This window comes from Erythrobacter sp. S227, from assembly GCF_057364925.1.
In genome coordinates this window covers 1,371,048-1,397,250 of sequence record NZ_CP200280.1, presented here as the reverse complement: position 1 = coordinate 1,397,250, position 26,203 = coordinate 1,371,048, and the positions used below count along the sequence as shown (strand labels likewise).

Sequence of the window (26,203 nt, the reverse complement as noted above, 5' to 3'; positions counted from 1 at the left end):
GAGGGCTACTCCGCCGCCATTAGGGCCGCTTCGCCCAGATCCACGCTAACCAAGCGCGAGACGCCTTGTTCGGCCATTGTGACACCGAACAACCGGTGCATCCGGCTCATCGTGACCGCATTGTGGGTGACGATGAGATAGCGCGTCTTGGTGGTCTCCACCATGGAATCGAGCAGATCGCAGAAGCGCTCGACATTGGCGTCATCCAGCGGCGCATCGACCTCGTCGAGTACGCAGATGGGCGCGGGGTTTGTGAGGAACAGGCCGAAGATCAAAGCGGTCGCGGTCAATGCCTGTTCCCCGCCTGACAGAAGCGAAAGGCTCTGCAACTTCTTGCCCGGCGGCTGCGCATAAATCTCAAGGCCGGCTTCCAAAGGATCATCGCTATCGACCAGCGCCAGGTGCGCTTTGCCACCCTGGAAAAGGCGCGTAAACAGGACGCGGAAATGGCCGTCCACCTCTTCGAATGCCGCGCGAAGGCGTTCGCGGCCTTCACGGTTGAGATTTCCGATGGAAGCGCGCAGGCGTCCCACCGCTTCGACCAGTTCGGCTTGCTCAGATGCGCTTGTGCCGTGCTCTTCCTCGATCCGGGCGAGTTCGTCCGCGGCTACAAGATTCACCGGACCAATCCGCTCGCGGCTGGCGGTGAGGCGCTCCATCTCGGCGCTTTCGGTGGAGGCTGGTTCAACGCTCTCTTCGTCGAATTCAAAGCGTTCGGCGAGAAGCGGGGGCGGGCACTGGAATTTCTCGCCCGATATCCGCGCCATTTCGGCCTGCCGTGCCTCTTCGTTTTCCGCGCGCGCAGCCAGAGTGGCGCGGCCTTCTCGGGCCACGGCGAGCGCTTCTTGCGCAGCTGCAAGCTGGCGATCCGCATCTGCAATCGCGTCCTGGCAGCGGTCCATTTCGCTTTGCGCCTTTTGCAGGTCCTCGGTCAGGCGCTTGGCGATTACATCGCCTTGCTCGATCTCGGCCATCAAGGACGCAGGCTTGGCGGCATAGACCGCGTGCTCCTGACTGATTTCTTCAAGGCGGTAATTGGCATCGGCCACGCGCTTGGTCGCCTCGCCGGAGCGCGCTTGCCAATTGTTCTTGTCAGCCTGTTGCGCTGCCAGCCTTTCGCGAGCAACCGCGAGCCCTTGATCGTGCGCCGCAAGCTCAGCCATCGCCGCCTGCACGCCGGATTTCGCCGCTTCATGCTTGGCACGGGCGGCTTCGAGTGCGGCGCGTCCGGTGTCGGGCGAGGGCAGGGCAGAGCGCGCTTGCTCGGCGGCGGTCACCTCGGCCTTGGCGGATGAAAGTTGCTCTTCAAGCTCCTCGCTGGATGCAGCCAGTTCCTCAAGCCGCGCGGCATTGCGTTCGCGGGCGGCCTCTGCCTGGTCGAGACGCCGCAGGGCGCTGCGTTCGGCCTCAATCGCACCGGCCAGTTCGCGTTCCTGTGCGACCAGACCCGTCTGCAATGCGGTCAGTTCTTCGCGCGCGGATGTTTCCTCAAGCGCCGCTTTATCGACCGCCTCGCGCAATGGGGGAAGCTGGACCTCCAACTCGCTTAGCCGGTTTGCGGCTTCCAATCGCGCTGCCTCAGCCGACCCTTCGCCGCGTGCGATAAAGCCGTCCCAGCGGCGCAAATGACCGGCCTTGGTGACAAGCCATTCGCCCGGATTCAGCGCGCGCCCGTCATCGCTTTCGGCGACATGGACCAGAGCCAGACGTGCGCGCAATTCGTCTGGGCAATCGGTGATGTGGTCGAGCAGGCTGTCCGCCACGGGCGAGGGGCCACCGGTGCCGCCGGTCCAAAACCGCCCATCGGGATTGTCCGGGGGTAGGCCCAGAGGCGACTTCGCATCGCGGCCAAGCACAGCGGCAATTGCACGCTCATACCCTTTGGCAATGCGCACTTTGTCCAATGCTGCGGGAAGGCCAACGCGGCCTTTTTCGCGTTTGCTGCGTGCGTCGCGGTCGCGCACCAAAGCGGTGTATTCGCGCTCGATCCCGGCAAGTTCCGCCTTGGCGCTGGCAAGCGCGGTTGCCGCATCATCGCGCGCGCTTTGCAATTCGCCTTTGCGTGATTGCTCATATTCAAGGCGGGTGCGCAGGCGGGCCACTTCGTTCGCGGCTTCATCTGCGGCCTCACGCGCGGCGATAACATCGGCCTCAACGTCGGCGCCATCGGCAAGCTCGGCGCGCGTTGCCGCGATCCGCTCACCTTCGCGCTCCAACCGGCTGAGCCGTGTTTGCGCCTGTTCAATCGCCGCCTCTGCCACCCGCCATTCGGCCTCGACCCCGGCATGGTCAGCGGTCGCTTTCGCCAGAGCAAGCTCTGCTGTGCGGCTGGCGCGTTCGGCGTCTTCGCTGCGATTGGCAAGGGCGGGGCGCTCGCCCTCGGCTTTGGTGACGCTCGCCTGCGAGGCCTCAACCTCGCGTTCAAGCCGGGTCAGGGCCTCCGCCGCATCCTTGGTCAGGCGGTCGGCATCCTTGCGGTCTTCTTCCAGCCTTGTGCGCTGACGCTCCAAATCCTTGAGGCGCTGTTCTGCCGCATCCAGTTTCTCCGACAAAGCCGCCATGCGGTGGCCATGCGCGCTTGCATCATCGCGCCGGTCGGCCAGCTCTTCGCGTGCTTCTGCCAATGTCGCGGCCGCCTCTGCCTGCTGTTTTTGCGCCTCGGTGGCTGCGGCTTGGGCCTGAGTAACCCGGTCCTCTGCCCCCTGCGCCGCAGCGCGCGCCTCTTTCGCCGCATAGGCCGCATCGCGCCAGCGGGCAAAGACAACGCGGGCCTCTGCGTGCTGGATCTGGTCGGTCAGCTTGGTGTAGCGCTCGGCCTGCTTGGCCTGACGCCTCAATGACGCCATTTGCGAATCCAGCCCCGCCATGAGGTCTTCGAGCCGCTCCAAATTCTTCTCGGTCGAACGAAGCTTGCTCTCTGCATCCTTGCGCCGGACGTGCAAGCCCGCAATCCCGGCGGCTTCTTCGAGCATCATGCGCCGTTCGGCAGGCTTTGCCGCGATCACCTGAGCGATTTTGCCCTGGCTCACCAATGCAGGCGAATGCGCACCCGTTGCCGCATCGGCAAAGGTCAGCGCCACGTCTTTTGCGCGCACATCGCGGCCATTGACGCGGTAGGCTGAACCCGCACCCCGCTCAATCCGGCGCGTGACGACAAGCTCTTCGCCCTGATCGTCGGTCGCGTGCAGGATGACTTCGGCAAAGGCGCGCTGGGGCCGGGTATCGGTCCCTGCGAAGATCACATCTTCCATCCCGCCAGAGCGCATCGACTTGGCCGAGGTTTCCCCCATGACCCAGCGGATGGCCTCAAGCACATTGGATTTGCCGCAGCCATTGGGGCCAACGACCCCGGTAAGGCCCGGTTCAATGCGCAATTCAGCCGGTTCTACAAAGCTTTTGAAGCCTGAGAGTTTGAGCCGGCTGATCTGCATGGCGGTGTCGGTATTGCCCTCTTACTCTTGGCGCGCCCCGGCGCGTTGCAGGGTCGCCTCAAGGTCTTCCCAACCAAGCGTATCAAGCTTGCGGTCGTTGAGGATAAAGGTCGGTGTCGCTGTGATGTTCAGCTCTTTGCCTTGCTCTGCCGAATTGTCGGCAATGCTTTGGATGGTGTCCGTATCGGTCAAGCAGGTGCGCTGTTGATCCGCCGAAAGCCCGCGCGCTGCGAAGAAGTCGATTAGGCCGGCAGCCTCTGCAATCATCACAAGGCGCGTATCAATCGGTGCGTTACCGGCGGCTTCGTATTGAGCCTGATTGCGGTTCACGTTGTCAAAGATTTGCGGCAGAAAACCCCATGCCTCGTCAGAGAGAACCTGCATGTTCTCTTTCGCGCCGCAGCGAACGAGGGTCGCGACGGTCAAGTCGATCGGGTCGCGGACAAGATTGCGCTGTTCAAAGCTGACAACGCCGGTTGCGACATATTCCTTGATGCCCGGTTTCGCCTGAGCCGAGAAGGCTGCGCAGCCGCCGCATGTGTGCGAAGCATATTCTACCAGCTTGAGCGGTGCATCAGGATTGCCAAGGACATAGCCGTCGAACTCGCTGACCGTGACCGTATCGCCCCAATTGGTGCCATCAGGCGCTTCGATGGGAGCGATGACATCTCCTTCAAGGTCGCCATCGGCAGCATCCCCGCCGCACGCGGCAAGGACAAGCGCAAGAGGCGCGGCAAAGGCGAATTTCAATGAGCGTTTGAAGGCGGTCATGACAGTCAAGAATCCTCTGATTTAAGCAAAAAGACTATACGCAAGGCCGTCCGCTCGAAAAGAGCATCTTATCGGCAGCCTGTGCAAAAGGGAGTGGATAGGTGAAATCACATGAGAATTCACGCGGATTTACCTGAATAATCGCGTGAAAATGGCTCCTATTGAGACGATTTCTCAGGTTTAAACCGCTCGGCGATCACCGGGTAAAGCGCGGGCCAACTGTGAACGTCGGCAAGGAATTCTCCGTCGAGCGCGAAGCTGGGGGTTCGTGGAACAGTGAACTCGGACCGGTCTGCTGCACCGTTCTGTATTAGCTTTTGCGCGGCTGCATCGTCACTAAGGCAGGTGGTGATATCCATCCGGCTGGCGCCCCGCTCTGCCAGCATATCGTCAAGATCGAGTGCTGCTGCCATGCTCAGGCGAGCCGACTTGTTGCCTGTGCCCCACGATGCGGTCTGAGCCTGCGGGGCTGTGCGCGCTTTTTCCAGCCAGGTGCCCTGTTGCATCAGATACATCCGGTGGCGGTCCTTGAAACCTTCTGCCCCGCCGCACTGCACAAGCATGGACACCGTCAGATCAAGCGCATTGCGAATAACGGGCCGCACTTCGACATTCATGTGGCCAGGGGCAAGAAGAGCCAGATCAAGCGCTGCCTCGCCTTGACGTGCAAATTGCGCACAGCCTCCACACGTATAGCTGATCCATTCGATAAGGGAGGCTTTGGCGTCGGGATTGCCGATCATATAGCCGCGTTCGGTCGCGACCACTTCGGCGTGCCATGCAGCGCGGCGATCACCCGTTCTAAACGCGCTTGGCACGTCTTTGAGCTGGTTCTCGCTTCTGGCGCTGCTGTTGGTGGCGCTGCTGCCATTGTCTGCATCTTGCGCGATTGCCGAACCGCCTGCCGCCAATCCCAATCCAAGCATACTTACCGCGGTAAGGGCAGCTCGTCTGAAAAGTCTCATCTCTCAATCGTCTTTCTTGTCTTTGTCATCGAAACTGCGCGCCAGCGATTCCAATACGGTGCGAAGTTCCGGGTCGCCGATATCGCGCAAGCTGTCACCCAGTTCCATCGGGATGGGTTTGAGCGAGGGCGGTGGTTTGGGGCGGGCCGTGGCAGAGGGAGGCTTAACCTCGCCTTGCCGGATTTTGGCGCGTGCCACCGCCTTGTAACCAAAAAAGCGGTTCACCCGCTCGATAATCTCGGGCAGCACTTGCTGAATCAGCGGCGCGTGAGCGGGCTTTACCACCAGTTGCAATATGCCTTCGGACTTTTCACCGGGGGGAAAGCGGATCGCTTCGGGAGAGCACACCATTGCATGGGTCGGACCAACGATTTCCGGCCAGCGGGTGACAACGCTGCTTTGTACAAAGCCGAAGCGGCGAAAGGCGGTGCGACCGATTTCGGGCATCAGATCGCCAATAGCTTTGGCACCCCGGCCACGCGGTCGGGTGTAGGGCTTGCCCGCTTTTTTGGGCCGTCCTTTTGAGCCCGGCCCCTTTTTTGGGGGCATTTTGTCGGTGTCGCTTCCCATGGTGCAATTGCCCATGCCATAGCCGCGCCGTGACCGCCACCATATCTGACACTCTTTTGGACTGGTATGACGCCCATGCCCGCGCGCTTCCTTGGCGCAATCCGCCGGGCGCGCCGCCGCCCAATGACGATGCGTGGCCTTACCGCGTGTGGCTCTCGGAGGTCATGCTGCAACAAACGACAGTTGCGGCGGTAAAGCCCTATTTTGAAAAGTTTACGCGCATTTGGCCGACCGTCTTCGATCTGGCCAAGGCGAGCGATGAGGACGTGATGGCCGCGTGGGCAGGGCTTGGATATTATAGCCGCGCGCGCAATCTGGTGAAGTGTGCGCGGGTAGTGGCGCAGATGGGCGGCTTTCCTGAAACCGAGGCGGAATTGCTCAAACTGCCGGGGCTGGGCGCTTACACCGCCGCTGCTATTGCCAGTATTGCTTTTGGCAAGCGTGCCGTCGTGGTGGACGCCAATGTTGAGAGGGTGGTCTCGCGCCTGTTCGATATCGAAGAGCCTTTGCCGGGCTCTCGCAAAGCCATTCGCGAGAAGGCGGACACGATTACGCCTGAGGTGCGCGCCGGTGACTTTGCGCAAAGCATGATGGATCTGGGCTCGCAAATCTGCACCAGCAAAGCGCCGCGATGCTTGCTGTGTCCATTATCGGATGTGTGTGAGGGAAGGGCCGCAGGCGAGCCTGAGCGCTTGCCCGTCAAACCTGCGAAGAAGGCAAAGCCTGAGAGGCGCGGCCGCGCGTTCTGGATTGAGCGTGAGGAACGCGTGTGGCTGGTCAAACGCCCGGGCACCGGAATGCTGGGCGGGATGCGGAGCCTTCCCGACGACGGCTGGAGCGCGCAGAGCAATGGGTCGGGCGTGGGGCCGCTTGAGGGTGAGCTGACAAGCCTTGGCGCGGTCAGGCACACCTTCACCCATGCGCATTTGACACTCGAACTGGTGCGGATTGACGGCGCTGCTGTGCCTTCTGGTGAGGGCGAATGGTGGCCTTTAAGCGAGATAGAAGCAGCGGGGCTTCCCACACTATTTGCCAAGGCCGCGCGGCTGGCGATGGCCTAAAAGCAGGGCTTAGATAAAGCCGCCGCCAAGCGCCAAACGCACCGATGCGATCAGGAACACCACAAGACAAAAGTTGCGGCCCCCGTCGCTGGACGACAGCGCGCCAAAGATAATCCCGATCACAATCAACGGCATGGCCAGCCAGTTGCCCCAGCCAAGAAGGGGGATGGTCGAGGGGATGACGATAACAAGGCTGATGAGCCCGAAAAGATAAGCGAGTAGATTTCCCATGTGTGTTATATGGGTAGCACACCCTTGCGGTTCAAGGGCGCGCCTTCAGGTCCTGTTTGACAACGCAATTGACGGTTAAGCTACGCTCCCCCAAAAGATCACCAATACGCGCATCGACGCATTTCGGAGAGATACCTTTGGCCTACCGTAATTTCGCAAATCCTGATCTTTCACGCCGTTCGCTGTTGCGCGGCTCTGCCTATGCCGCTGCGGGTGCAACATTGGCGACGCTGCCGTTCGGGCGCGAATTGCTGGCGCACAGCGTTGATGACAGCTGGCCCAATGTCGCCGCCATGGCGCGAAAGTACCTTGAGAGCCGCAAAGTTGCGCAGATGTACCTCACCTTCGGATGGGGTCAGGAAGACCATGCGCACCATGTCGGCGGGGGCACATTGGCTCTGAATTCCGACGTAGCTGTCGATGAAAATACGCTTTATCGCATCTATTCCATGACCAAGCCTGTGACCGGCATGGCGGCGATGATCCTCATTTCCGAAGGCGTGATGGGCCTTGATCAGCCGATCCATGAATTCCTGCCTGCATACAAAGATATGATGGTACAGGTCGAATATGACGGCGCCATCACCGAGGACAATCTCGAGCCTGCGAAGTCGCCGATTACGGTTCGCCATCTGCTCACCCACACGGCGGGCATCGGCTATGGCATCATCCAGAAGGGTCCGATTGTTCAAGCCTACAACGAGGCGGGCGTTGTCGCAGGGCGTGTGACGCGCTTGCCCATCCCGGGTATCTTCCGCGGTGATCCTGCGCCTAGCCTTGAGGCCTTTGCCGATGAGCTTGCGAAGTTCCCGCTTGTCCTGCAACCGGGCACCAAATTCAGCTATTCGATGGGCCTTGATCTGCTTGGCCGTGTCATCGAAGTCGCCGCAGATCAGCCATTTGACGAATTCCTGCAAGAGCGGATCTTCGGTCCTTGCGGCATGGACAGTACGGCGTTCTTCGTCGCTTCCGAAAATGTGGATCGCTTCACAGACAATTACGGCCTTTTGAACGGAACCGCCTTCCCGATCGATCCGGCGGCAAGCTCGGTCTATCTTGAAAAAGGCGCATTCCCGACGGGGGGTGCGGGCCTTGTCTCCTCACCCAAGGATTACGACCGCTTCCTGCGCATGTTGCTGGGTTACGGAAAGCTCGGCAACACCCGCGTGATGAGCGAGCCTGCGGTGCGGCTGGGCGTTTCCAACCTCTTCCCCAAAGGGACAGACCTTTCCGGCACGTGGATGGAAGGTCAGGGGCACGGCGCAGGCGGGCGCAGCGTCAATGGCACATTTGGCTGGGGCGGGGCGGCAGGGACCCTTGCGGCGGTCGATTACAATCTGGGCCTGCGCGCGTGTCTGTTCACGCAATATATGCCGTCCGATGCTCTGCCCGTCCGCGACGAATATATGGCCGCGATTGAGGCTGACACGGCAGCGATGCGCGCCAAGAAAGCGGCTTAATGGCCAGAGGAGCAGAAGGCTATCGGGGGCACATCGCCTTTGCCGGATCGCCGATTGACCGGGCGGACAATATCCGCGCGGACAAGGAGGCGCTTGGCGGATTGATGAACTGGAAGGCGAAGTTTCTTTTGCTCGACCAGTTGATGCCGTTGCTTGACGATGCCGGACGCCTTTCATGGGGAACTCTGGCCGATGCGCCCGAAGATGCGGACCTTGTGTTCCTTGGTATTGACCGAGAGGGTGGCGGGGAAAAGGCGTGCTTTGCCGCTGTTCCGGCACAGGGCGATGCTGCCCCGCGTATGGCGAACCCGCGCTTGTGGGCGCTTATGGCGAACCTCGATGCAGGCGATTTGGCGCTTTATGGAGGCGCGCGCAGCCTCATCGACTGGCATGCGCGGCACCGTTTTTGTGCCCAGTGCGGCGCGCCGACCGAGATCGCCAAAGGCGGCTGGCAGAGGAATTGCCCGTCGTGCAGCGCGCAGCATTTCCCGCGCACCGATCCTGTGACCATTATGCTCGCCGAATATGAGGGCAAACTGATGCTTGGCCGTGGGCTTGGCTGGCCCGAGGGGCGCTTTTCTGCCCTTGCAGGCTTTGTTGAGCCCGGCGAAACCATCGAAGAGGCCGTGGCGCGCGAAGTGTTCGAAGAATCCGGCGTGCGCGTGCGTGATGTCGAATATGTGGCAAGCCAGCCCTGGCCTTTCCCGAGCCAGTTGATGATCGCATGCCATTCCCATGCGGATGACGATGCGCTTGTCATCGATGAAACCGAGATGGCCGAAATCAATTGGTACACCCGCGAGGAAGTGGCGAGCGCGCTTAAAGGCGAGGGGCCCTTTGTCGCACCTCCGCCCCATGCGATTGCGCATAATCTGATGCAGTGGTGGCTGGAAAAAGAGGCATGAGCGAGCCCCAAAAGCTGACCATCGACATCTACTCCGATGTCATGTGCCCGTGGTGCGCGATTGGTTATGGCCAATTGCAGCAAGCCTTGGGGCAGCTTGAGGACGAGATCGAAGCGGAGATCCGCTGGCGACCGTTCGAGCTTAATCCCGACATGCCACATGAGGGTGAGGAGCAAGAGGCGCATCTCACTCGCAAATATGGCCGCTCTGCCGAGGAAGGCGCGAAGGTGCGCGGGCAGATGCGCTCAATCGCTGAAAATGCGGGTGTGTCGCTCACCTATGAAGGGGGCGAAGACCCGGCACCGCCTGCGATGATGTGGAACACGCGCGATTGTCACAAATTGCTCGGCCTGACGCTTGAGGCGATGGGGCCAGAGGCGCAGACGAAGCTGAAGCTTGCCCTGTTCGAGGCGCATTTCAATCATCGCCGCGACCTGTCGGATCACGAAGTCCTGCTCGATATCGCAGCGGGCGTGGGCGTGCACCGCGGAGCTGCGAAAGCGGCGCTTGAGGACGAAGCCCTCGAGGCGCGCGTGATTGCCGAAGAACGGCAGGCATGGGACCTCAATATCTCCGGCGTCCCTGCCATGATTATCAACGAGAAGTTCATGCTCCCTGGCGCGCAAGGGCCGGAGACTTACGTCAATGTTTTGCGTAAAGTGGCTGAAAAGTCGCGGGGGTAAAACGCTGGGGCGTTCTTCGCATTACGGAACGGATGGACGAGTTAAACGCTGGTTACAAAAACGGCGCGAGCCCAATTGAGGATCACGAGCAATATGACGTTCGTTTGACCTTGGAGAGGGCTCGGCGCAGGGCGGCAGAAAAGAACAGGACTTAGGGAAAAACACGATGGGGAAATCGGTGAAAAGCTTGGCTGTTGTGGCATTCGTCACAGTGATCGCGATAGCGTTCTCGGGCTTTGCGGGAAGCGGCAGTGTCGATGTTTTCGGCTATCCTGCGATGTATCTGGTTGGATGGCTTGCCCTCGCCATTAACTGGCTCGTCTACATCCCGTCTGCCGCCGCGCAGAGCGACAAGTTTTATGACACGGTCGGCGCGATCACATATCTTTCGGTCACAGCCTTTGCCGTTTATGCAGCGATTGCGCACCATGGCGGCCTTGATGTGCGCAGCATGGTCGTGGCCGGAATGGTCGCGGTCTGGTGCATTCGCCTCGGCACATTCCTCTATATCCGCATTCACGCAGGCGGAGGGACGGACAGCCGCTTTGAAAAGATCCGCGTGAACCCTGCGCGCTTCCTCGTGGCCTGGACCTTGCAAGGGCTCTGGGTGATCCTGACAGCTTCGGCAGCGGTTGCGATCATCACCTCGCAAACGCGCGAGGCAATTGGCGTCTTCTTCTTTGCAGGCGCTGCGATCTGGCTTCTTGGATTTGTGTTTGAAACGGTCGCTGATGCGCAAAAGAGCGCGTTCAAGAAAGACCCCGCAAACGACGGCAAATTCATCAATGTCGGCCTTTGGCGATGGTCGCGTCACCCCAATTATTTTGGCGAGATTACCTTGTGGTTCGGCATGTTTGTGATTGCGATCCCGATCCTTTCGGGCCTTTCATGGCTGGTCGTGATCTCCCCGATCTTCGTTTATCTGCTGCTGACCCGGATCAGCGGGATCAACTTGCAGGACGAGCAGGCGAAAGAGCGTTGGGGCGATGATCCGGCCTATCAGGCCTATCGCAAGAACACGCCGGCGCTGTTCCCCAAACCGCCTGCTTAGGCAAATCGCCCTTTGAGTTTGTGAAGCCTTGCGATACACCTTCTGCGGGGATCGTCATTGACTAAGGAGAGCCATATGGCCCGCACACCTTCCCTTTCCGTTTTTGCCGCTGTTTCCGCGTTCGCACTGCTTGCCGCGTGTAGTGGTGAGGCCGGTGACGGTGCAGAAGAAACTGCTGCACCTGCCGGTGATGAAACCAGTGGTATCAAGATGGTCATGATTGCTGAGCGTCAGAACAATTTCGAAGCCATCGGCGACAGCTTCAAAGCGATACGCGAACAGCTTGAAACAGATAGCCCCGACTTTGCCGTGATTACACCCGCTGCGGCCGACATCAATGAGCGTTTGCAGCGCTTGCCGGACCTTTTCCCGGAAGGCACCAGCATGGAAGCAGGGTACGACACCGAGGCATTGGCCACGATCTGGGAAGACCCCGATGGCTTTGCTCAGGCGATTGAGAACGGCGTAGCGGCAAGCGCCGACATGATGGCAGCGGCCGCCACTGGCGATCCGGAAGCGGTCGGCGGGCAGGTCGGCAATCTTGGACGCAACGGGTGCAAGGCCTGCCACGACAAATACCGCGTCGATGATGATTGATCGCACATACGGTTAGCTCTCGATGACTACACATGCGGTAAGGATTTGGGATTGGCCGGTGCGCTTGACGCACTGGTCATTCGCCCTGCTTTTGCCCGCTATGTATGTGACCGCTGATAACTCGCAATGGGGCTGGCATATGCGGCTGGGCCATGTGCTGCTGGCGCTGATCATATTCCGCGTCATTTGGGGGATCATCGGCACCGACACGGCCCGCTTTTCGACTTTCGTGAAAGGGCCGGCTTCCCTCATCAAATATCTGCGCGGCGGCTATCCTCATAAAGAGCACAAGGGGCACAATCCCCTTGGCGCGCTGGCGGTTCTGGCGCTGCTCGGCTTTACGCTGGCTCAGGTAAGCATGGGCCTTTTCGCAGGCGATCCATTTGACGGTGCGACAGGACCGCTCAATCCGCTTGTCGGGGTGGGAACAGCCGACCTTCTGACCGATACGCACGAATGGTTCTATTGGGTCGTTTTCGGCATGATCGGCCTGCACATCACCGCCGTTGGCCTTTACGGCGCACTTCAGGCGCAGAACCTGATCGGCCCAATGGTCGGTGGCAAGGGTGAAAAGGCGCTCAACGTTGAGGACAATCCGCCTGCACAATGGGGCAGGGCGCTGGCCGCTTTGGCCGTATCGGCGGGCATTGCCTTTTGGATCTACACAGGCGCGCCGCCGCTCACCTGAGGTCGTCTTTCAGTTTGCAAAAATCGCATAGGGGTTTGCCCGTAGGTTTGAATTCTTTGCCCTTCACTAATCAGGGCAGGCATTCGTCAGGGGATGAGGAGCTAACAGCCTCCCCATGAAACATCACATCCTTACAAAGCTCGGGAAAACAACCAGAGCCCTCGCAACGGTGCTTCGCCATGAGCGCGGCACCGCTTCCATTGAATATGGCCTGATGGCGGCGATGATCGCTATCGCAGGCGTGCAGGCCATGTCTTCGCTCGGTATCAGTCTGGCCGATACATTCGGTACTGCGGACAGCGCTATGGTCGCGGAAACTCCGATCATGGGGCCGGGCGGGGGTTCACCGCCGTCGCCTGACTCTCCCTGATAGTCCTAAAACGCATCCCTTCGGTCCAAACCATGTGCCGCGGCGCGGTAATTTTTTACCGGCTGCGGCACATAATTTTTTCAGTGCTCAAGCGAAGCGGTCAGCCACTGATCCTGCACAATCTTCCGCCGAAAGATTGATCGCCTCAGACCAGACCCAGCCGCTCCAGCTTGGCGGCGAGCTTGCCCGGCAGTGCATCGCCAATATCCTCGCCCGCGTCCAGATCGCGCGGGGGATCGCCTTTGAGATAGCGCCAGCCTTGGTGCGCGCGCTTGGGTCGGGGCTCTACCCGCACGAGTTCGGGCTTCATTTCGATCAGCCAGCGCCCGCTGTCGGTCTGCGAAAAGCCGATGATCTCGGAGCGCGCAACGATGGAGTGCTGGTGAATCCAATAGAGCGACCCGCCAATGCACTCCTCCCATTTAATGGGGCGGTTCTTGGTGGTGAGATAGGGCGCGCGCCCACCGGCATACCAGCTTTCCAGCTCGGCATAGCTTTTCGCGCCATAGGCAATTTTCGTCAGGTGTAGGGGCATAGGTGCAACTTAAGAGGTTTCCGCTCGATTGCGAGACAACACCCTTAGCAATCCCCGAGACATTCGAGAGTTCCGCGCCTACTCGCTTATATTGACGCTCGCTTATATTGGCGCTCGTTTATAGCGGGGCCAGCCCCGCCGCGACCGCCAGGCCAAGGAAGGCGAAAAAGCCCATGCTATCGGTGATCATGGTGACAAACACCGATGATGCGACCGCGGGGTCTTGTCCCATGCGTTCAAAAGCCACCGGCACCAGCACGCCGGCAAGGCCCGAGATCGCGATATTGACCACCATGGCAATCGCGATGACGACGCCCATCTCGGGGCTGAAAAGCAGCCCTGCTGCAACACCGATCAGCACCGCGACCGTCGCCCCGTTGAGCAATGCAACGCGCAGTTCGCGCCAGACGATGCGCCATGTGTTGGCCCGCGTCAGCTGATTGGTTGCAATCGCGCGCACGGCCACGGCCATGGTCTGCGTGCCTGCATTCCCGCCGATGCTGGCGACAATCGGCATGAGCACGGCGAGGGCGACCAATTCCTCAATCGCGGCGCCAAAGAATGCGATAATGGCCGACGCCACCACGGCTGTTCCAAGGTTCGCGACTAGCCAGCGCACGCGGCTGGAGTAAGCCTCCTTGATCGGCTCGTTAATATCGCCATCGCCCGCACCAGACAGAAGCAGCGCGTCCTCGCCCGCTTCTTCGGAGATGATGTGCACGACATCGTCCACCGTCATCTGACCCACCAGACGCCCGCTTTCATCCACGACTGCGGCCGAGATCAGAGCGTATTTCTGGAACATCAGCGCGACCTCTTCCTGATCGGTCGTCACCGGGATCAGGGTCTGATCACGCTTCATCACATCGGTCAATTTGATGCTGCGCGGCGTCGTCAAAATCCAGTTCAGCGCGCAAGTGCCCACCGGATGGTGCGAGGCATCGACCACGAAGACCTCGTAAAAGTCATGCTCCAGATCGCCTTCGTCGCGCAGGTAGTCGATCAGATCGCCGACCGTCAGATGCTCCGGCACCGCCATTACGTGGCGGTTCATCAGGCGTCCGGCGGTTTCCTCAGGGTATGACAGCGCGCTTTCCACCGCGGCCTGCGTCTCAGGCTCCAGTTCGGCAATGATTGCCTTCTGGTCGTCTTCATCAAGGTCTTCGAGCAACTGGACCGCATCATCGGTCTCCATTTGCTCTGTGATGGTCGCAACGTCAGCAGGGGCGAGCTGCTCCATCATCAGTTCGCGAACGTGATCGTTAAGCTCTGCGACCACTTCTGGCGTCATCAGATCGGTGATCGCCGCCGCCAGATCGGTGCGATCATCCTCTTCGATCAGCTCAAGAAGGTCTGCGGTGTCCGCCGGGTGGAGCGGTTCGACAAGGTCGTAAACGCCTTGCGTATCCCCGGCCCTCAGCGCGTCTCGCACCTTGGCAATATATGAGCGTTTTAGGCGGTTTTCCTCATCGTGGCGCTCGTCATCGATCCGGTCATCGGGACGAACCGCGTCCTTGGCCATTTCCTCAATGTCTGTCGCCATGCGGATTTCATCAAGGGAGGTTGGATCGACCATATTTGCGGGTTTAGAAGGGGCTTCACGAAAAGCAAGCGGGTGACATACGGCTCTCAACTGCTAGAGAGCCCTTCAAACATTCAGGAGATTATTGAAAATGGCCGATACACTCACTTTCACGCTCGATACTGGCGATGGGGCAGGCAAAGACGTTGTGATCAAACTGCGCCCCGATCTGGCCCCCGGCCACGTTGCGCGCATTACCGAGCTTGCAGGCGAGGGCTTTTACGATGGCGTGGTGTTCCACCGCGTAATCCCTGGCTTTATGGCGCAAGGCGGCGACCCGACCGGCACCGGCATGGGCGGCAGCGAGAAGCCTGACCTCAAGGCTGAATTCAATTCAGAGCCACACGTCGAGGGCACATGCTCGATGGCGCGTGCGCAAAACCCCGACAGCGCCAACTCGCAGTTTTTCATCTGCTTTGAAGACGCAGGCTTTCTTGACGGTCAGTACACCGTTTGGGGCCAGGTCGAGAGCGGCATGGAACATGTCCACGCTCTGCCCAAGGGTGAACCACCCCAGGCACCTGGCAAGATTGTCAAAGCGACCGTGGCATAAGCCTGCATTCAGCTAGTCGATTTCAAACAAGCGCCCGTCCTGATATTGGTCAGGGCGGGCGCTTTTCTTTGAGTCTGGGTAAGTTTTGATGATCCCGTTTCGCACTGCAATCGCATTGCTCTTTCTGACGCTCTCCGCCTGCGCCACTATCCCTGATATTTCCCAATCGCGATCCCCGTGCCGGATGGAGCCGGGCGGATGGTGTTCTTTTGTGCGTGAGGGGGCGGTGGAGGCTTATCCTTATGCCATCGCTTCGCTGCAAGCTTATGAGGGGGATGACGACCTCTACACCGCGCCCATCCCGATGCTGGCCCAGTTGGAAGCTCTGCCGATTGATCCTGCGGCTAAGGACAAGGGTTTTGGCTACAAGATTTTCGAGCAATATTCGGCGAACAGCGCGCCCGACACCGAAGACCCGCAGGTTATCGCGCGCATACTTGCCTTTCGCGGGACAGATTTCGACGGGTTCACCGACATATTCTACGGCACACTTCGCAATGACCAGATTGATCTGGCGGTTGAGGCATTCGCGGCAGAATCCGCGCGTTTTGATGACAGCGTGCCGTGGGTGGTGACGGGCCATTCATTGGGCGGGGCGCTCGCCACGGAAGTCTCGGTCGCCAACCCTGAAGTGCGTGCCTTCATGTTCAACACCTCGCCGTTCTACGGGGGGGATGCCATGTCAAACGATGTGCGGCGCACCTTTTTTAACGAGCGCGGGGAGATCCTGCGCCGTTTTGCCAAGTTCAAATCCGCGCCTGCTGCCGAGGTTTACACGATCAATTGCCGGCCGGGCGCAAGTGCGATCAAGAAGCATTCGATGCGGCGGCTGGTCGATTGCCTGACGTGGATTGCGGCCTATTCAGACAGGCACGCGTTCCAAATGGTTGAAACGCAAGGCATTGAACGCCCCATGGTGGAGTGCAAGCGCGAGGAGCCGGGTCACCCGGGGGTTGGCCACCGCGAAATCACGCCATGCGTACACCGGTCGCGGCCTGGCAAGGATAACGAACCCGACGAAGCTGACGATTGATGCAGCGATTGAAGCCGTGATTGAACTGCTGCGCTTCTGCGGCTAGACGCGCCGTCACCATGAAACCGACCACAGATCCCCGCGTTGCTCCGAATGAGAGCCCCAAGACCTACCGCGTCAAAAGCTTCGGCTGTCAGATGAACGTCTATGATGGCGAACGTATGGGCGAGCTTCTCGACGAAAAGGGCCTGACGCCCGCGCCAGAGGGCGAGGATGCCGATCTGGTCGTGCTAAACACTTGTCACATTCGCGAGAAGGCGGCGGAGAAGATTTATTCCGACATTGGCCGCCTGACCAAAGGCAAGACGCAGAAGAAAGCGCCGATGATCGCGGTTGCCGGATGCGTGGCGCAGGCAGAGGGCGAAGAGATCATGTCGCGCGCGCCTGCCGTTTCCATGGTGGTTGGCCCGCAGGCCTATCACCGGCTCCCCGATATGCTGGATAAAGCGGTTGCGGGCGGACGTGCGACCGATACCGATATGCCCGCGATTGCGAAATTTGGCGCGCTGCCAGCGCGCAAACGGCGTTCTCCGACCGCGTTTTTGACGGTGCAGGAAGGCTGCGACAAATTCTGCACCTATTGCGTGGTGCCATACACACGCGGTGCCGAAATTTCGCGACCGTTCAATGATTTGATCGGTGAGGCTCGCAAGCTCATTGAAGCGGGTGCACGCGAGATCACCCTGCTGGGCCAGAACGTCAACGCATGGGCGGGCGAGGATGATGCAGGACGGCCTGTGGGTCTCGCTGGCCTGATCCGCGCGATTGCAAAGCTCAATGGGTTGGAGCGTATCCGTTACACCACCAGCCACCCCAACGATATGGAAGACGACCTGATCGCTGCCCATGGCGAGGTGGATCAACTGATGCCGTATCTGCATCTGCCCGTCCAATCGGGCAATGACCGGGTTCTGAAAGCGATGAACCGCGCGCATACGGCGGAAAGCTATCTGCGCCTTCTCGAACGTTTCCGCGAAGCGCGGCCCGATATTGCGCTGTCAGGTGATTTTATCGTGGGCTTTCCGGGCGAGACCGAGGCCGAATTTGAAGACACTTTGAACCTTGTGGACGAGGTGCGGTATTCCCAAGCGTTCAGCTTCAAATACTCACCGCGCCCCGGAACTCCGGCGGCCACGATGGACAATCAGATCGCCAAGGACGTGATGGATGATCGTCTTCAGCGTCTGCAGGAACGCCTCAACCGCGATCAAAGCGCCTTTAATGCGGCTCTTGTTGGCAAGACCTGCGACATCCTCGTCGAGCGTAAGGGCAAGCTCCCCGGCCAATGGCTGGGCAAAGCGCCCTGGCTGACCAGTGTGTGGTTCGAGGGAGCCGTGGATATTGGCGATATCGTTCAGGTCGAGCTTGTCGATGCAGGGCCCAACTCGGTTGAAGGGCGCCTGATCTAACGAGCCAGGGGCTCTGCTTAACCGCCTGCTTCCCGCGCTTCCTGCTCTTTCAGGATCGACAAATACCGGTCCACCGCGGTCGCAATGATCTGCGGGTCGCGGCTGGTGCTGGGCAATTCGTAAAGCGAGGTCAGATAGGCCATGTCGAAATCGGTGATCGACGGCGGGGCGAATTCTTCGTTAAACAATGTCAGGATCGTTGGCGGGGTGTTCGCGTCGCTCTTCACATCATCGCTGACCGAGGCGAGAATGCGCACACTGGCGTAGTCGGCGATCTGGCGAAGGGTTTTCTCCTCCAACGCCGCCGTTTCGACAAGCACGACCGCGCCTACCATGGCCGATTGCTGACGATTGATCCGCGAGGCACGTTCGGTTTGGTTTACAAGGCTGCCAATTCCGCGGGCGCGGTCACCTGATCCCTCGACAACAGCTTCGGTGCCGTCTTCGTTGAGCGTGCTGAATGCGTGCCACGAACGGACCGCATCCGACCCGCGATAAATCCGGTCGCGCTGATAACTCTTAAGTCCGTCGAACAGCCATTTCTGTTCTTCTTCAAGGGTTTTGACCGCGTCGTTCACATTGTTGAGGAAGCCGAGAAAGGCATTGGCCTTGCAACCCTCATCTGCAATACGAACCCCGCGCAAGGATCGCGCGTTCTCTTCGATCCGTTCTTTTACGACCGCTGCAATGTTGTCGGGAAGGCCGGAGACCATAACGCACAGCGGCGCGCGGAAACGGGCCGCGGGAAGGCCTGAGCGGGCGGGCAGATTGATCTGGCGACCGATGCGCAAAACACGCTCGCGCGTGCTTTCGCCGCTGTCATCCTCAAGATCGCCTTCAACGATGATCTGGTCGTCATCCTGTGCGGTTTCCTGCGCAGCGGCGGGGGCGGCTGCTGCGGTCAGCATAGCTGCACATAGTGCGGGGAGGGGCCATTTTCTCATCGGTCTTGGGTTTCCCATTGCTTTGACGCCGCTTTTTGTGCCCCCTCCGTTTGAAGAGGCGCGGGTGAACGACGTCTTATGCGCACATTACAAACGGGCGGGCCAAAGTATCCCCACTATCGACCACCCCCTTGCGGCTATCGACGATCGGGGAGCGCATTCGACCAGCGGCAAATGGAGCCCGACAGGTTACTTAAGGGCAGGATCGTTGCGCCTATTCTTCCAGCTTCGCCTCGCGCTGAAGCTGTCTGCGATATTCTCTCGAAGTGGCATCAATCAATGCGTCTTCGAGCGCGGTCGACGGCAATTGGTACAAGGCTTTGAGAAGCGCCCTGTCGAAATCGCTAAGCCCGCCGGGTGCTGTTTCTGGAAATGCGAAAAGAGACAGGATGGTATTAGACCCCGCGCCCGGCTCCGCTTCGGGTTCCCTCAAAGTGGCCAGAAGGCGCATGGTGGCAAAGTCGGCCAATTGCCGGATGGAAAGGCCGCCGATTTCTTTTTCATCAAAGATCGTGGCCGAAAAGATCATGTCTTGCCGGATTTGTGCCCGTCCAAGGCTGGCGGAGCGCTGGGTGTTCGAGGCCACTCGCTGACCTGGCGGGCGCTCGCGGTTAAAATCCCTTAAATCCACCGTTGCAAAGGGCGTCCCGTCCTTGCCGCGCTTTTCGGTGACATTCCACGCGACGACCGCGCCGGAGCCTTCTTTTGCGCGGTCGATCTGAAAGTCTTTGAGTTCGCCAAAAATCCAGGATTGCTCTTTGCGAAGCGTTTCAAAGTCTGCCTCCACATCGGAGACGATCGAGACAAGTGCATTGGGCCGGCAGTCGGGGTTGTCGTTAACCCGCACCCCTGCATTGCGCGCATTGGCGTTGATGCGTTCTTTAAGTACCGCCGCGAACGCCTCGTCCAGCCCCCATGTCGTGAGGCAAAATTCATCGTGATAGCGCGGCACAGGTTCACGCGTGCGTCCGGGAAGAATTACAGCCTCGCTCTGCCGCTCGATTTCCTCGCGCCGCTCCGGCCAAGGGATACCTTCAACAATGATCGTGCTGTCGGTTTCGGAAGTCTCCACTTCCTGTGATGCGGTATCTGATGACTGGGCGGACAGAGGTGCGACAGCAGTGCTTATGAGCGCTGCGGCGATGAGGGGATTTCCGAAGCATTTCATGAATATCTTCTCCGTGCTCATTGCCTTGTCCTATCTATTCGCCTTCGTCTTCAAGCCGCGCGGCGCGCCGGGCGATATTGCCATAGAACAGCGACCGGCTTGCGGTTGGCGAAGTTTCATAGAGCATCGACACAAGCGAGCGATCGAAGTCGGTCAGCTCCTCTGGCGCATCTTCATCCTGAAACAGCGTCAGGATCGTGTCGGCGGCGGGCACTTCCTCGGGCGAGAGGGCGCGCGCGTTACCAAAGGTGCGCATCGAGGCATAATCGGCCAGCTGCGTCAGCGATTTGCCATCCGCTCTGGCCAGCTCGATCAGGACGGTTGCACCTGCAAGCGGATTGGGCTTTCTCCTGAGGCGAGAGGCGTAGTAGGACTGGTTCGGCCCGTCGGCAAAGGCGAGGCGATCTCCTGCGCTGCCTTGAGAAGTGGGAACGGCGACCGGACCGGGCAGGCGCGCGGGACGATAGGTCCATGCGCGCACCGGGTCCTCTTCCTCAAGCACCCTTATGCGTTCATAGCTTTTCAAATGGCGCAGCACATCGGATCTGCTGTTGAACCATGTCTCGGCTGTGCCTTGCTCTTGAGGCACGAAAATGACCGATGTGTTGTGTCTGCAATCGTCGGGTACGTCCTGCCGGTTCAGCCCCAGGCTTAGCGCATTTTCGCGCATTCTTGCCTCGATCACCTTCGCCGCTTCTGCGGGAAGGCCGAAAACTCTGGGGCACATCGGTTCGGCAAATTTGGCGATGGTTTGAGAGATGCGCGGCTTGTTCAAGACGTCTTGAGCCAATTGGCGCAGTTCATTGCGGCGTTCGCGCTTGCTCGCGGGTTCTTCGACGATGATCTCGCTTTGCGACTCTACGCCGTTTTCTTGGGCCACAGCCGCAGACGTGCCCAACAAGGCCAAAGGCAGAAATGGAAGAAGGGCTTTCATTCGCTTTCCTTTGTCTCTTTCGAAGAACTAGAACAAAGTATTCGAGTTCCGTATTTCAAGAATAATATGAACACTCACTGATCTTCTGGTCTTTCTGCCTCTACTGTCCGGGACGCTGTGGTTGCAATGATCCTTCGCGGTGATGAATTGCGAGAAGCGCTGTAAAGGCTGTTGAGCAATGCCTTATCGTAAGGGGTGAGGCCGTCTGGCGCCGTATTTGTGTGAAACAATTCAAGGATGGTGGAAGCGGCGTAGTCCGCCTCGGTTTCAAGCGCTGCCGTAGCCAGGAAGGTACGCATGGTCGCATAGTCCCCAAGCTGTGCGTGGGTGAAATCTTCAGCAGCACCGCGTTCAATAAGAAGCGCAGCGCCTGTGATTTCGTTGGTGTAGATCGGATCGGACGAGGCTTGGGGCGCTACTGTCTTGGGATTGCGCCAGTCGATGACGCGCGCATTGCTTCTCTCCAAGGGAAGCGGTTGCCCGTCAAAATCACGCAATTTGACTTTTTGCCATGCACGGGCGGGTCCGACCTCGGCGAGGATCTTGCGCCTCTGATAGATCGGCAAGTGCGACAATTCGGGTGAGCTTTCAGACAGCCACTTATCGGCAGGACCGGCGGTAGGCGACATAAAGGCGATGCGGATCGTTGGCGTGCAGTCTGCATCTTCATTTGCGCCGCTTGCGAGCCGAACTGCATTTGCCCGAATACGCGCCTCGATCGCCAATGCGTCTGCTTCTGGCAGGCCGATGACTTTTGGACAGACCGGATAGAAGAATCTGGCGATAGGCCGTCCGCGGCGTGGGGGACGCACAATCTGCCGGGTAAAGTCACGCAATTCCTCGCGCCGCTTTCCCGCACTGGTTGGGGGCGTCACGATTATGGGTGCAGATTGCTCCGTCTGCGATCGGGCAGCGTTTTCTTGGGTAGTGTTTTGAGGCGCAGCGGTCGTGGGCGCAGCGACACCTGCGACCACCGCAAGCAAGAGTTCAAACACAGGCCCCAAGGTCATGTCCTTTTCTACCCGGGTACGAGCCGCATACAATCGACGCACAAATATGAACTCTGCGTTACTTTCCCCAAGAACGCAGAGGCCGCAAGCTTGCCAAGCTCACAAAGCAGCCTACCCTTCCGACTCGACCCGAGCTTTTCTTCGGCGAAGAGCGAACACGCAAAGGACCTTATGGGACGCAAACCCACGAAACAGATCGCAGGCTCGATTGATCCGTCAGTCGTGCCCGACGCCATCAACCTCAATGACGCAGCGGAGGAAGGCGGGAATCGCGAGCGGGCCAAGGCCGAGCTTTCGTTTGAAAATCAATCGTTATTGGGCGCCTTGTTCGGGCAGTTCGATGCCAATCTGGTGCAGGTGGAAAACCGGCTCAACGTCTATATCCACGCGCGCGGCGACAAGGTCCTGATCGAGGGGACGCAAGATGCCGTGGCACGGGCGCGCGAAACGCTTACCACGATGTACGACCGGCTGGCCAAGGGGCAGGATCTGGATGCAGGCGCGATCGAAAGCCTGATCGCCATGTCAAACGAGCCCACGCTGGAGGGTATCATAAGCGGCGACAGCCGGGAGCCGCCGATCATGATCCGCACGCGGCGCAAGACGATTGTGCCGCGTTCGGCGACGCAGATCACCTATATGCGCAGCCTGACGCGCGACGACATCATCTTTGCTCTGGGCCCCGCAGGAACCGGCAAAACCTATATCGCGGTAGCCCAGGCCGTCAGCCAGCTTATCAGCGGTAGTGTGCAGCGCCTTATCCTGTCGCGTCCTGCGGTTGAGGCGGGCGAGAAGCTGGGCTTTCTTCCCGGCGATATGAAGGACAAGGTCGATCCCTATCTGCGGCCCCTGTATGACGCGCTCAACGACTGTATGCCGCCAGAGCAGGTCGAGCGCCGCATCGCATCGGGCGAGATCGAGATTGCACCGATTGCGTTTATGCGCGGGCGCACATTGGCCGATGCCTTTGTGATCCTTGACGAGGCGCAGAACACCACGCGCGAGCAGATGAAAATGTTCCTCACCCGCTTTGGTCAGAACAGCCGGATGGTGATCTGCGGCGACCCGCGCCAAGTGGACATCCCCGGCGGTGACCGCATGAGCGGCCTTGCCGATGCAGTCGAGAAGCTGGAGCACACCGAAGGCTTCGGCACCATCCGCTTCACCGCCGCCGACGTGGTCCGTCACCCGATCGTGGGCCGGATCGTCGAGGCGTATGAGGGCGAGTGATTTGTCGAGGGTAGGGGTGAAAACGGATAGTCTGGTTCTGGGCCCGAAGGCCGAGAAAGGTGACGCCCATAAATATGTAGCGCGATGGCCATTTACGACCCTGGTTTCAGTCGTTACCGGCACCAAAAGGCCCAATTTCGATGTTCGCCGGGCTTGCCGTTGAACTGGTATTGCATGCCATCAATTCCGCAGTCTGGCATGACCGTCTATTCACATGTGTTCATTCTACCGCTCAGGTCCCCGCACCGCTCTCACACTAAACCTTCCGAGGGATGATAATGTCAAAATTTTTGATCGCCAAAAGGGTCACGATATCTGTTGAAAAATATGGCATCACGAACGTTTCTGTTCAGATGATACTTCCGATGGCATATTCCCTGGCCGATCTCATTCGGATTGTGCAATTGTATGCTGGCTACGACGATCGATATGACTGGAAGTTTTCAAACCCTCGTGATGAAGAAAAAGCGCTCTCGTACAGAATGGATGGCGACAAATTAGATAAGATAAGATTTGATGATTACAGAGACATCGCCCCGACTATAAATTGTGCTTACGGGCCGTTAGTAATGGAAATCGGGGCTCGAGGGATGCTTAAGCATCGAAACGTATCCCCGAAAGTGGAGCAAGCAGTAGGTACGTTCCCAACTCACAACAATATCAATGACGGATCAACGCCACCAAACCTGGGGGAGAAGGTCAGCACGGATGATTTGCAGGAATTTGATATGAAATTGAGAGAGTTGTTTAAGGGAAGATATCGGATATCAGATGAAATTGTTGAGTCGTTTTTTGGCGAAGAAAACAGACTTACCCTGTGTCAGTAGTCGCTTCCAATAATGCCAATACCGATGCTATCCGCCACCCGATCGTGGGCCGGATCCTCGAGGCGTATGAGGGCGAGTGATTTGTTGAGAGTTGGGGTAAGAGCGTGAGGTCCGGTTTCAAACCAACAAGAAGCCAATGCGGACGAGGGCAGTTACCAAACGCAGTCAGTTCAATTCTGAAAAGTATCGGATGGCAGCTTCGAGAGCCAGATCGCGCCGCTCGATGAAAGCTTTTACGGTCGGCGGCGCTAGAGTATCGGGTTGCACCCCATCGCCGACAAAGTCCGATCCATCCGGGTAGGTGTCGCGTTTCGTTGTGATGCGGGCAGTGCCACCGCCGGGTAAGTAGAACCCAAGGGGTTGCCCTGTGCTACCGCCGCTCGCCTGTCCGATGATAGGGCCGCGATCCATGACATCAAAGGCTACCAGAAAATCCTCTGCAGCCGAAAATGTACCTGTCCCGGATAGCACCGCAACAGGCCCGGCATAGTATTGATCGGGATTTGGGAGTTCCATATTACCCGTGGATTCATAGCTTTCCGTTTGATAGCCCCATGCACGAAAGGCGGGGCGATAGTTCATCGTTTTCCATGAACTGACCGCGAATGGCTTTTGGGTAAGTCTGGACAGAATATCATAGCCATAGGAGCTGCTGCCTCCGCCATTCTTGCGCACGTCGAGAATGATGCCATCAGCTTTCGATATGGCCTCAAAATTGTCGGCAAAGCCTTGCGAGGCGTCTGAACTGCCGAAAGAATTGAGTTCCACATGAGCAATATTCCCCGGCAGCATTTTCCAACTGAAATTGGATGGCTGAGCCTCTCTGCCTTCGGTCAAGGCCTCCCATGTGTCCCAATCGGGTCGGCTGGATTGGACGGTGACAATATCACCTGCCTGCTTTTTGATCTTGAGTTCGAGCGGGCCTTCTGGCCCTTTAAGAAGGCGCCATGAATAGACGACACTGTCGATATAGGCTTTGTTCGAGCCGCTGACGAAGGGGCGGTGCAGTTTATCTGCGAACTCTTGGATTGGCATCCCGTCAACCGCAATGATTTCATCGCCGCGTGTGACGCCTGCAGCTTCGAATTCCTCGCCCGCGGCGTAGTCAAGGATAAGTCGCCCTTCGATCCATTGGTAATTAATGGCGGGGACATTGGAACGTCCGTCGTTGAATTCCCAGACATTCGGGAAATAGACATTCGCGTGACCATCTTCGAGCTTCGCGACGAATGCCTGGAGCAGCCGGTAATATTCGTAGGTGTTTTCGCTGGCCATGACGCGCGGGATCATTGCGCGATACTCCGCGTCCCAATCAAGCTCGGGAACGAGATCAAAGTTTGCAAAATTATATTTCGCCTCCGACCAGACAAGAGACAGACCCGCCAGCTTTTCCTCAACGGGCAAGTTCTCTTTATACTCTGGTCGAGCAGAAACCGTGCCCCAGCGTTTTGCCTCGGTCGCACTTGCCTGCTTAACGGTCTCCTCAATGGCAGCCCAACGAGACGTATCTCTCAGACTTTCAAGATCTGTATCCTGTTCCAGCGAGTAAGTATTGATGAAGCCAAGCGAGGCCGCCAGTTCCAGCAAATCCAGTGCTTTACCGCTCTGCCCCCCTGCAAGGGCATAAGCGCAAGCGGCATCATATGCGGCTAAGCGACGCTTCCATTTCGGGACATCTTCCCGGTTTGCCATTTTCTCGTAAAGGGCCCCAGCGGCTGCATGTGCTCCGGCTTTATACTGCGCTTCCGCCTGTCTTTCGATCGCCTCGAGAGTGAGTTCGGCCGCTTGCTCTTTGGCGGCTAGCTCTTCGTGGGAGTAGGCCGAAACACATAACGCGAGGCTCACTGCAAGAGTGGACGCAAGTCTAGTTCGTTTTGATGCCATGAATACTCTCCCCTGCACATGCATGGCACAGGACTTGGGCTGCACCCAGAGAGATTTTCGCAACTTCAACTGTTAAATTTGCAAGTGCAATCGAGCGTGTTTGTCGTTGGAATGCATCACGATCAGGAGACGCAGGCGAAACGCGCGCTTTCCTACTGGCCCTGTGTTGGACTATGCAGCGCTTTATGAACCCTGCCTTTGCACCTCATTTGACGCTGCGAACTCGCCCGCAAATTGCGGCAAAAGTTTTTTGGTCTCTGGACAGTGTGTCAAGTGTGTCAAAACTTGTGTTTAATGGCTTTAAATCAGTG

At 58.7% G+C, this 26,203-nt stretch carries 25 protein-coding genes; 13 read left to right on the top strand and 12 right to left on the bottom strand.

The genetic code is table 11. From position 1 onward, the window contains the following. Nucleotides 1-5 precede the first annotated feature (5 nt). From AC0V6Q_RS06765 to AC0V6Q_RS06750, 4 genes are all read right to left on the bottom strand, one after another. Entirely contained in the window at nt 6-3,431 is a 3,426-nt protein-coding gene (locus tag AC0V6Q_RS06765; protein WP_486167633.1) for an AAA family ATPase, read from the bottom strand. 21 nt (nt 3,432-3,452) lie between these two features. Further along, entirely contained in the window at nt 3,453-4,202 is a 750-nt protein-coding gene (locus tag AC0V6Q_RS06760; RefSeq protein ID WP_486167632.1) for a thioredoxin domain-containing protein, read from the bottom strand. A gap of 158 nt (nt 4,203-4,360) precedes the next feature. After that, nucleotides 4,361-5,167, bottom strand: a complete 807-nt coding sequence (locus AC0V6Q_RS06755; protein ID WP_486167631.1) for a DsbA family protein — start codon at nt 5,165-5,167, stop codon at nt 4,361-4,363. A gap of 3 nt (nt 5,168-5,170) precedes the next feature. Next, nucleotides 5,171-5,752, bottom strand: coding sequence for a DUF721 domain-containing protein (locus tag AC0V6Q_RS06750; protein WP_486167630.1), 582 nt, complete (start codon nt 5,750-5,752; stop codon nt 5,171-5,173). A gap of 14 nt (nt 5,753-5,766) precedes the next feature. Between AC0V6Q_RS06750 and AC0V6Q_RS06745 the strand changes: the two genes are divergently transcribed. Further along, the gene (locus tag AC0V6Q_RS06745) at nt 5,767-6,798 is read left to right on the top strand and encodes an A/G-specific adenine glycosylase (RefSeq protein ID WP_486167629.1); all 1,032 of its coding nucleotides are present in this window, start codon (nt 5,767-5,769) and stop codon (nt 6,796-6,798) included. A gap of 9 nt (nt 6,799-6,807) precedes the next feature. Here the strand turns inward: AC0V6Q_RS06745 and AC0V6Q_RS06740 are convergent, their stop codons facing one another. Continuing rightward, the gene (locus AC0V6Q_RS06740; RefSeq protein WP_486167628.1) at nt 6,808-7,029 is read right to left on the bottom strand and encodes a hypothetical protein; all 222 of its coding nucleotides are present in this window, start codon (nt 7,027-7,029) and stop codon (nt 6,808-6,810) included. A gap of 137 nt (nt 7,030-7,166) precedes the next feature. On the opposite strand from AC0V6Q_RS06740, the gene AC0V6Q_RS06735 reads away from it, so the two are divergent. From AC0V6Q_RS06735 to AC0V6Q_RS06705, 7 genes are all read left to right on the top strand, one after another. After that, nucleotides 7,167-8,489, top strand: a complete 1,323-nt coding sequence (locus AC0V6Q_RS06735) for a serine hydrolase domain-containing protein (protein ID WP_486167627.1) — start codon at nt 7,167-7,169, stop codon at nt 8,487-8,489. Continuing rightward, nucleotides 8,489-9,394 (top strand): NAD(+) diphosphatase, encoded by a 906-nt coding sequence (gene nudC, locus AC0V6Q_RS06730; protein WP_486167626.1) that lies wholly within the window; start codon nt 8,489-8,491, stop codon nt 9,392-9,394. Before AC0V6Q_RS06735 ends, nudC begins: the two co-directional genes overlap by 1 nt. Next, nucleotides 9,391-10,077 carry a DsbA family oxidoreductase gene (locus tag AC0V6Q_RS06725; RefSeq protein ID WP_486167625.1) on the top strand — a complete coding sequence of 229 codons (687 nt, stop codon included), beginning with the start codon at nt 9,391-9,393 and terminating at the stop codon, nt 10,075-10,077. The genes nudC and AC0V6Q_RS06725 overlap by 4 nt, the downstream gene beginning before the upstream one ends. Nucleotides 10,078-10,243: 166 nt before the next feature. Beyond that, nucleotides 10,244-11,128: a DUF1295 domain-containing protein gene (locus AC0V6Q_RS06720; RefSeq protein ID WP_486167624.1), complete on the top strand. Its 885-nt coding sequence runs from the start codon at nt 10,244-10,246 to the stop codon at nt 11,126-11,128. Between the two features lie 75 nt (nt 11,129-11,203). Further along, nucleotides 11,204-11,725, top strand: a complete 522-nt coding sequence (locus AC0V6Q_RS06715) for a c-type cytochrome (RefSeq protein WP_486167623.1) — start codon at nt 11,204-11,206, stop codon at nt 11,723-11,725. 22 nt (nt 11,726-11,747) lie between these two features. Next, nucleotides 11,748-12,413, top strand: a complete 666-nt coding sequence (locus tag AC0V6Q_RS06710) for a cytochrome b/b6 domain-containing protein (RefSeq protein ID WP_486167622.1) — start codon at nt 11,748-11,750, stop codon at nt 12,411-12,413. A 115-nt stretch (nt 12,414-12,528) separates the two neighbouring features. After that, nucleotides 12,529-12,783, top strand: a complete 255-nt coding sequence (locus AC0V6Q_RS06705) for a Flp family type IVb pilin (protein WP_486167621.1) — start codon at nt 12,529-12,531, stop codon at nt 12,781-12,783. 145 nt (nt 12,784-12,928) lie between these two features. Here the strand turns inward: AC0V6Q_RS06705 and AC0V6Q_RS06700 are convergent, their stop codons facing one another. Together AC0V6Q_RS06700 and mgtE are read right to left on the bottom strand one after the other, a co-directional pair. Beyond that, a complete protein-coding gene (locus tag AC0V6Q_RS06700) occupies nt 12,929-13,318 on the bottom strand; it encodes a DUF1489 family protein (protein ID WP_486167620.1) in 390 nt (129 codons plus the stop codon). A 118-nt stretch (nt 13,319-13,436) separates the two neighbouring features. Continuing rightward, a complete protein-coding gene (gene mgtE, locus AC0V6Q_RS06695) occupies nt 13,437-14,894 on the bottom strand; it encodes a magnesium transporter (RefSeq protein ID WP_486167619.1) in 1,458 nt (485 codons plus the stop codon). A gap of 97 nt (nt 14,895-14,991) precedes the next feature. Between mgtE and AC0V6Q_RS06690 the strand changes: the two genes are divergently transcribed. The 3 genes from AC0V6Q_RS06690 to miaB all read left to right on the top strand — a co-directional run bounded on the left by AC0V6Q_RS06690 (nt 14,992) and on the right by miaB (nt 17,895). After that, nucleotides 14,992-15,453, top strand: coding sequence for a peptidylprolyl isomerase (locus AC0V6Q_RS06690; RefSeq protein ID WP_486167618.1), 462 nt, complete (start codon nt 14,992-14,994; stop codon nt 15,451-15,453). A gap of 88 nt (nt 15,454-15,541) precedes the next feature. Beyond that, nucleotides 15,542-16,486 (top strand): alpha/beta hydrolase family protein, encoded by a 945-nt coding sequence (locus tag AC0V6Q_RS06685; RefSeq protein WP_486167617.1) that lies wholly within the window; start codon nt 15,542-15,544, stop codon nt 16,484-16,486. Nucleotides 16,487-16,545: 59 nt separating this feature from the next. Further along, on the top strand, nt 16,546-17,895 hold the full coding sequence (miaB, locus tag AC0V6Q_RS06680) for a tRNA (N6-isopentenyl adenosine(37)-C2)-methylthiotransferase MiaB (RefSeq protein ID WP_486167616.1): 1,350 nt from the start codon (nt 16,546-16,548) through the stop codon (nt 17,893-17,895). Between the two features lie 17 nt (nt 17,896-17,912). Here miaB and AC0V6Q_RS06675 read toward each other — a convergent pair whose 3' ends face one another. From AC0V6Q_RS06675 to AC0V6Q_RS06660, 4 genes are all read right to left on the bottom strand, one after another. After that, nucleotides 17,913-18,839 carry a hypothetical protein gene (locus tag AC0V6Q_RS06675; protein WP_486167615.1) on the bottom strand — a complete coding sequence of 309 codons (927 nt, stop codon included), beginning with the start codon at nt 18,837-18,839 and terminating at the stop codon, nt 17,913-17,915. Nucleotides 18,840-19,053: 214 nt separating this feature from the next. Beyond that, on the bottom strand, nt 19,054-20,028 hold the full coding sequence (locus AC0V6Q_RS06670; protein ID WP_486167614.1) for a hypothetical protein: 975 nt from the start codon (nt 20,026-20,028) through the stop codon (nt 19,054-19,056). A gap of 13 nt (nt 20,029-20,041) precedes the next feature. Continuing rightward, the gene (locus AC0V6Q_RS06665; RefSeq protein ID WP_486167613.1) at nt 20,042-20,941 is read right to left on the bottom strand and encodes a hypothetical protein; all 900 of its coding nucleotides are present in this window, start codon (nt 20,939-20,941) and stop codon (nt 20,042-20,044) included. 74 nt (nt 20,942-21,015) lie between these two features. Continuing rightward, complete coding sequence (locus AC0V6Q_RS06660) at nt 21,016-21,951, bottom strand: hypothetical protein (protein ID WP_486167612.1); 936 nt, start codon at nt 21,949-21,951, stop codon at nt 21,016-21,018. 171 nt (nt 21,952-22,122) lie between these two features. Here AC0V6Q_RS06660 and AC0V6Q_RS06655 point away from each other — a divergent pair, with 171 nt between their 5' ends. After that, the gene (locus AC0V6Q_RS06655; protein ID WP_486167611.1) at nt 22,123-23,181 is read left to right on the top strand and encodes a PhoH family protein; all 1,059 of its coding nucleotides are present in this window, start codon (nt 22,123-22,125) and stop codon (nt 23,179-23,181) included. A gap of 278 nt (nt 23,182-23,459) precedes the next feature. Beyond that, nucleotides 23,460-24,008, top strand: a complete 549-nt coding sequence (locus AC0V6Q_RS06650) for a hypothetical protein (protein WP_486167610.1) — start codon at nt 23,460-23,462, stop codon at nt 24,006-24,008. Between the two features lie 165 nt (nt 24,009-24,173). On the opposite strand, the gene AC0V6Q_RS06645 is transcribed toward AC0V6Q_RS06650, so the two are convergent. Further along, complete coding sequence (locus AC0V6Q_RS06645; RefSeq protein ID WP_486167609.1) at nt 24,174-25,892, bottom strand: S41 family peptidase; 1,719 nt, start codon at nt 25,890-25,892, stop codon at nt 24,174-24,176. Nucleotides 25,893-26,203: the final 311 nt, after the last annotated feature.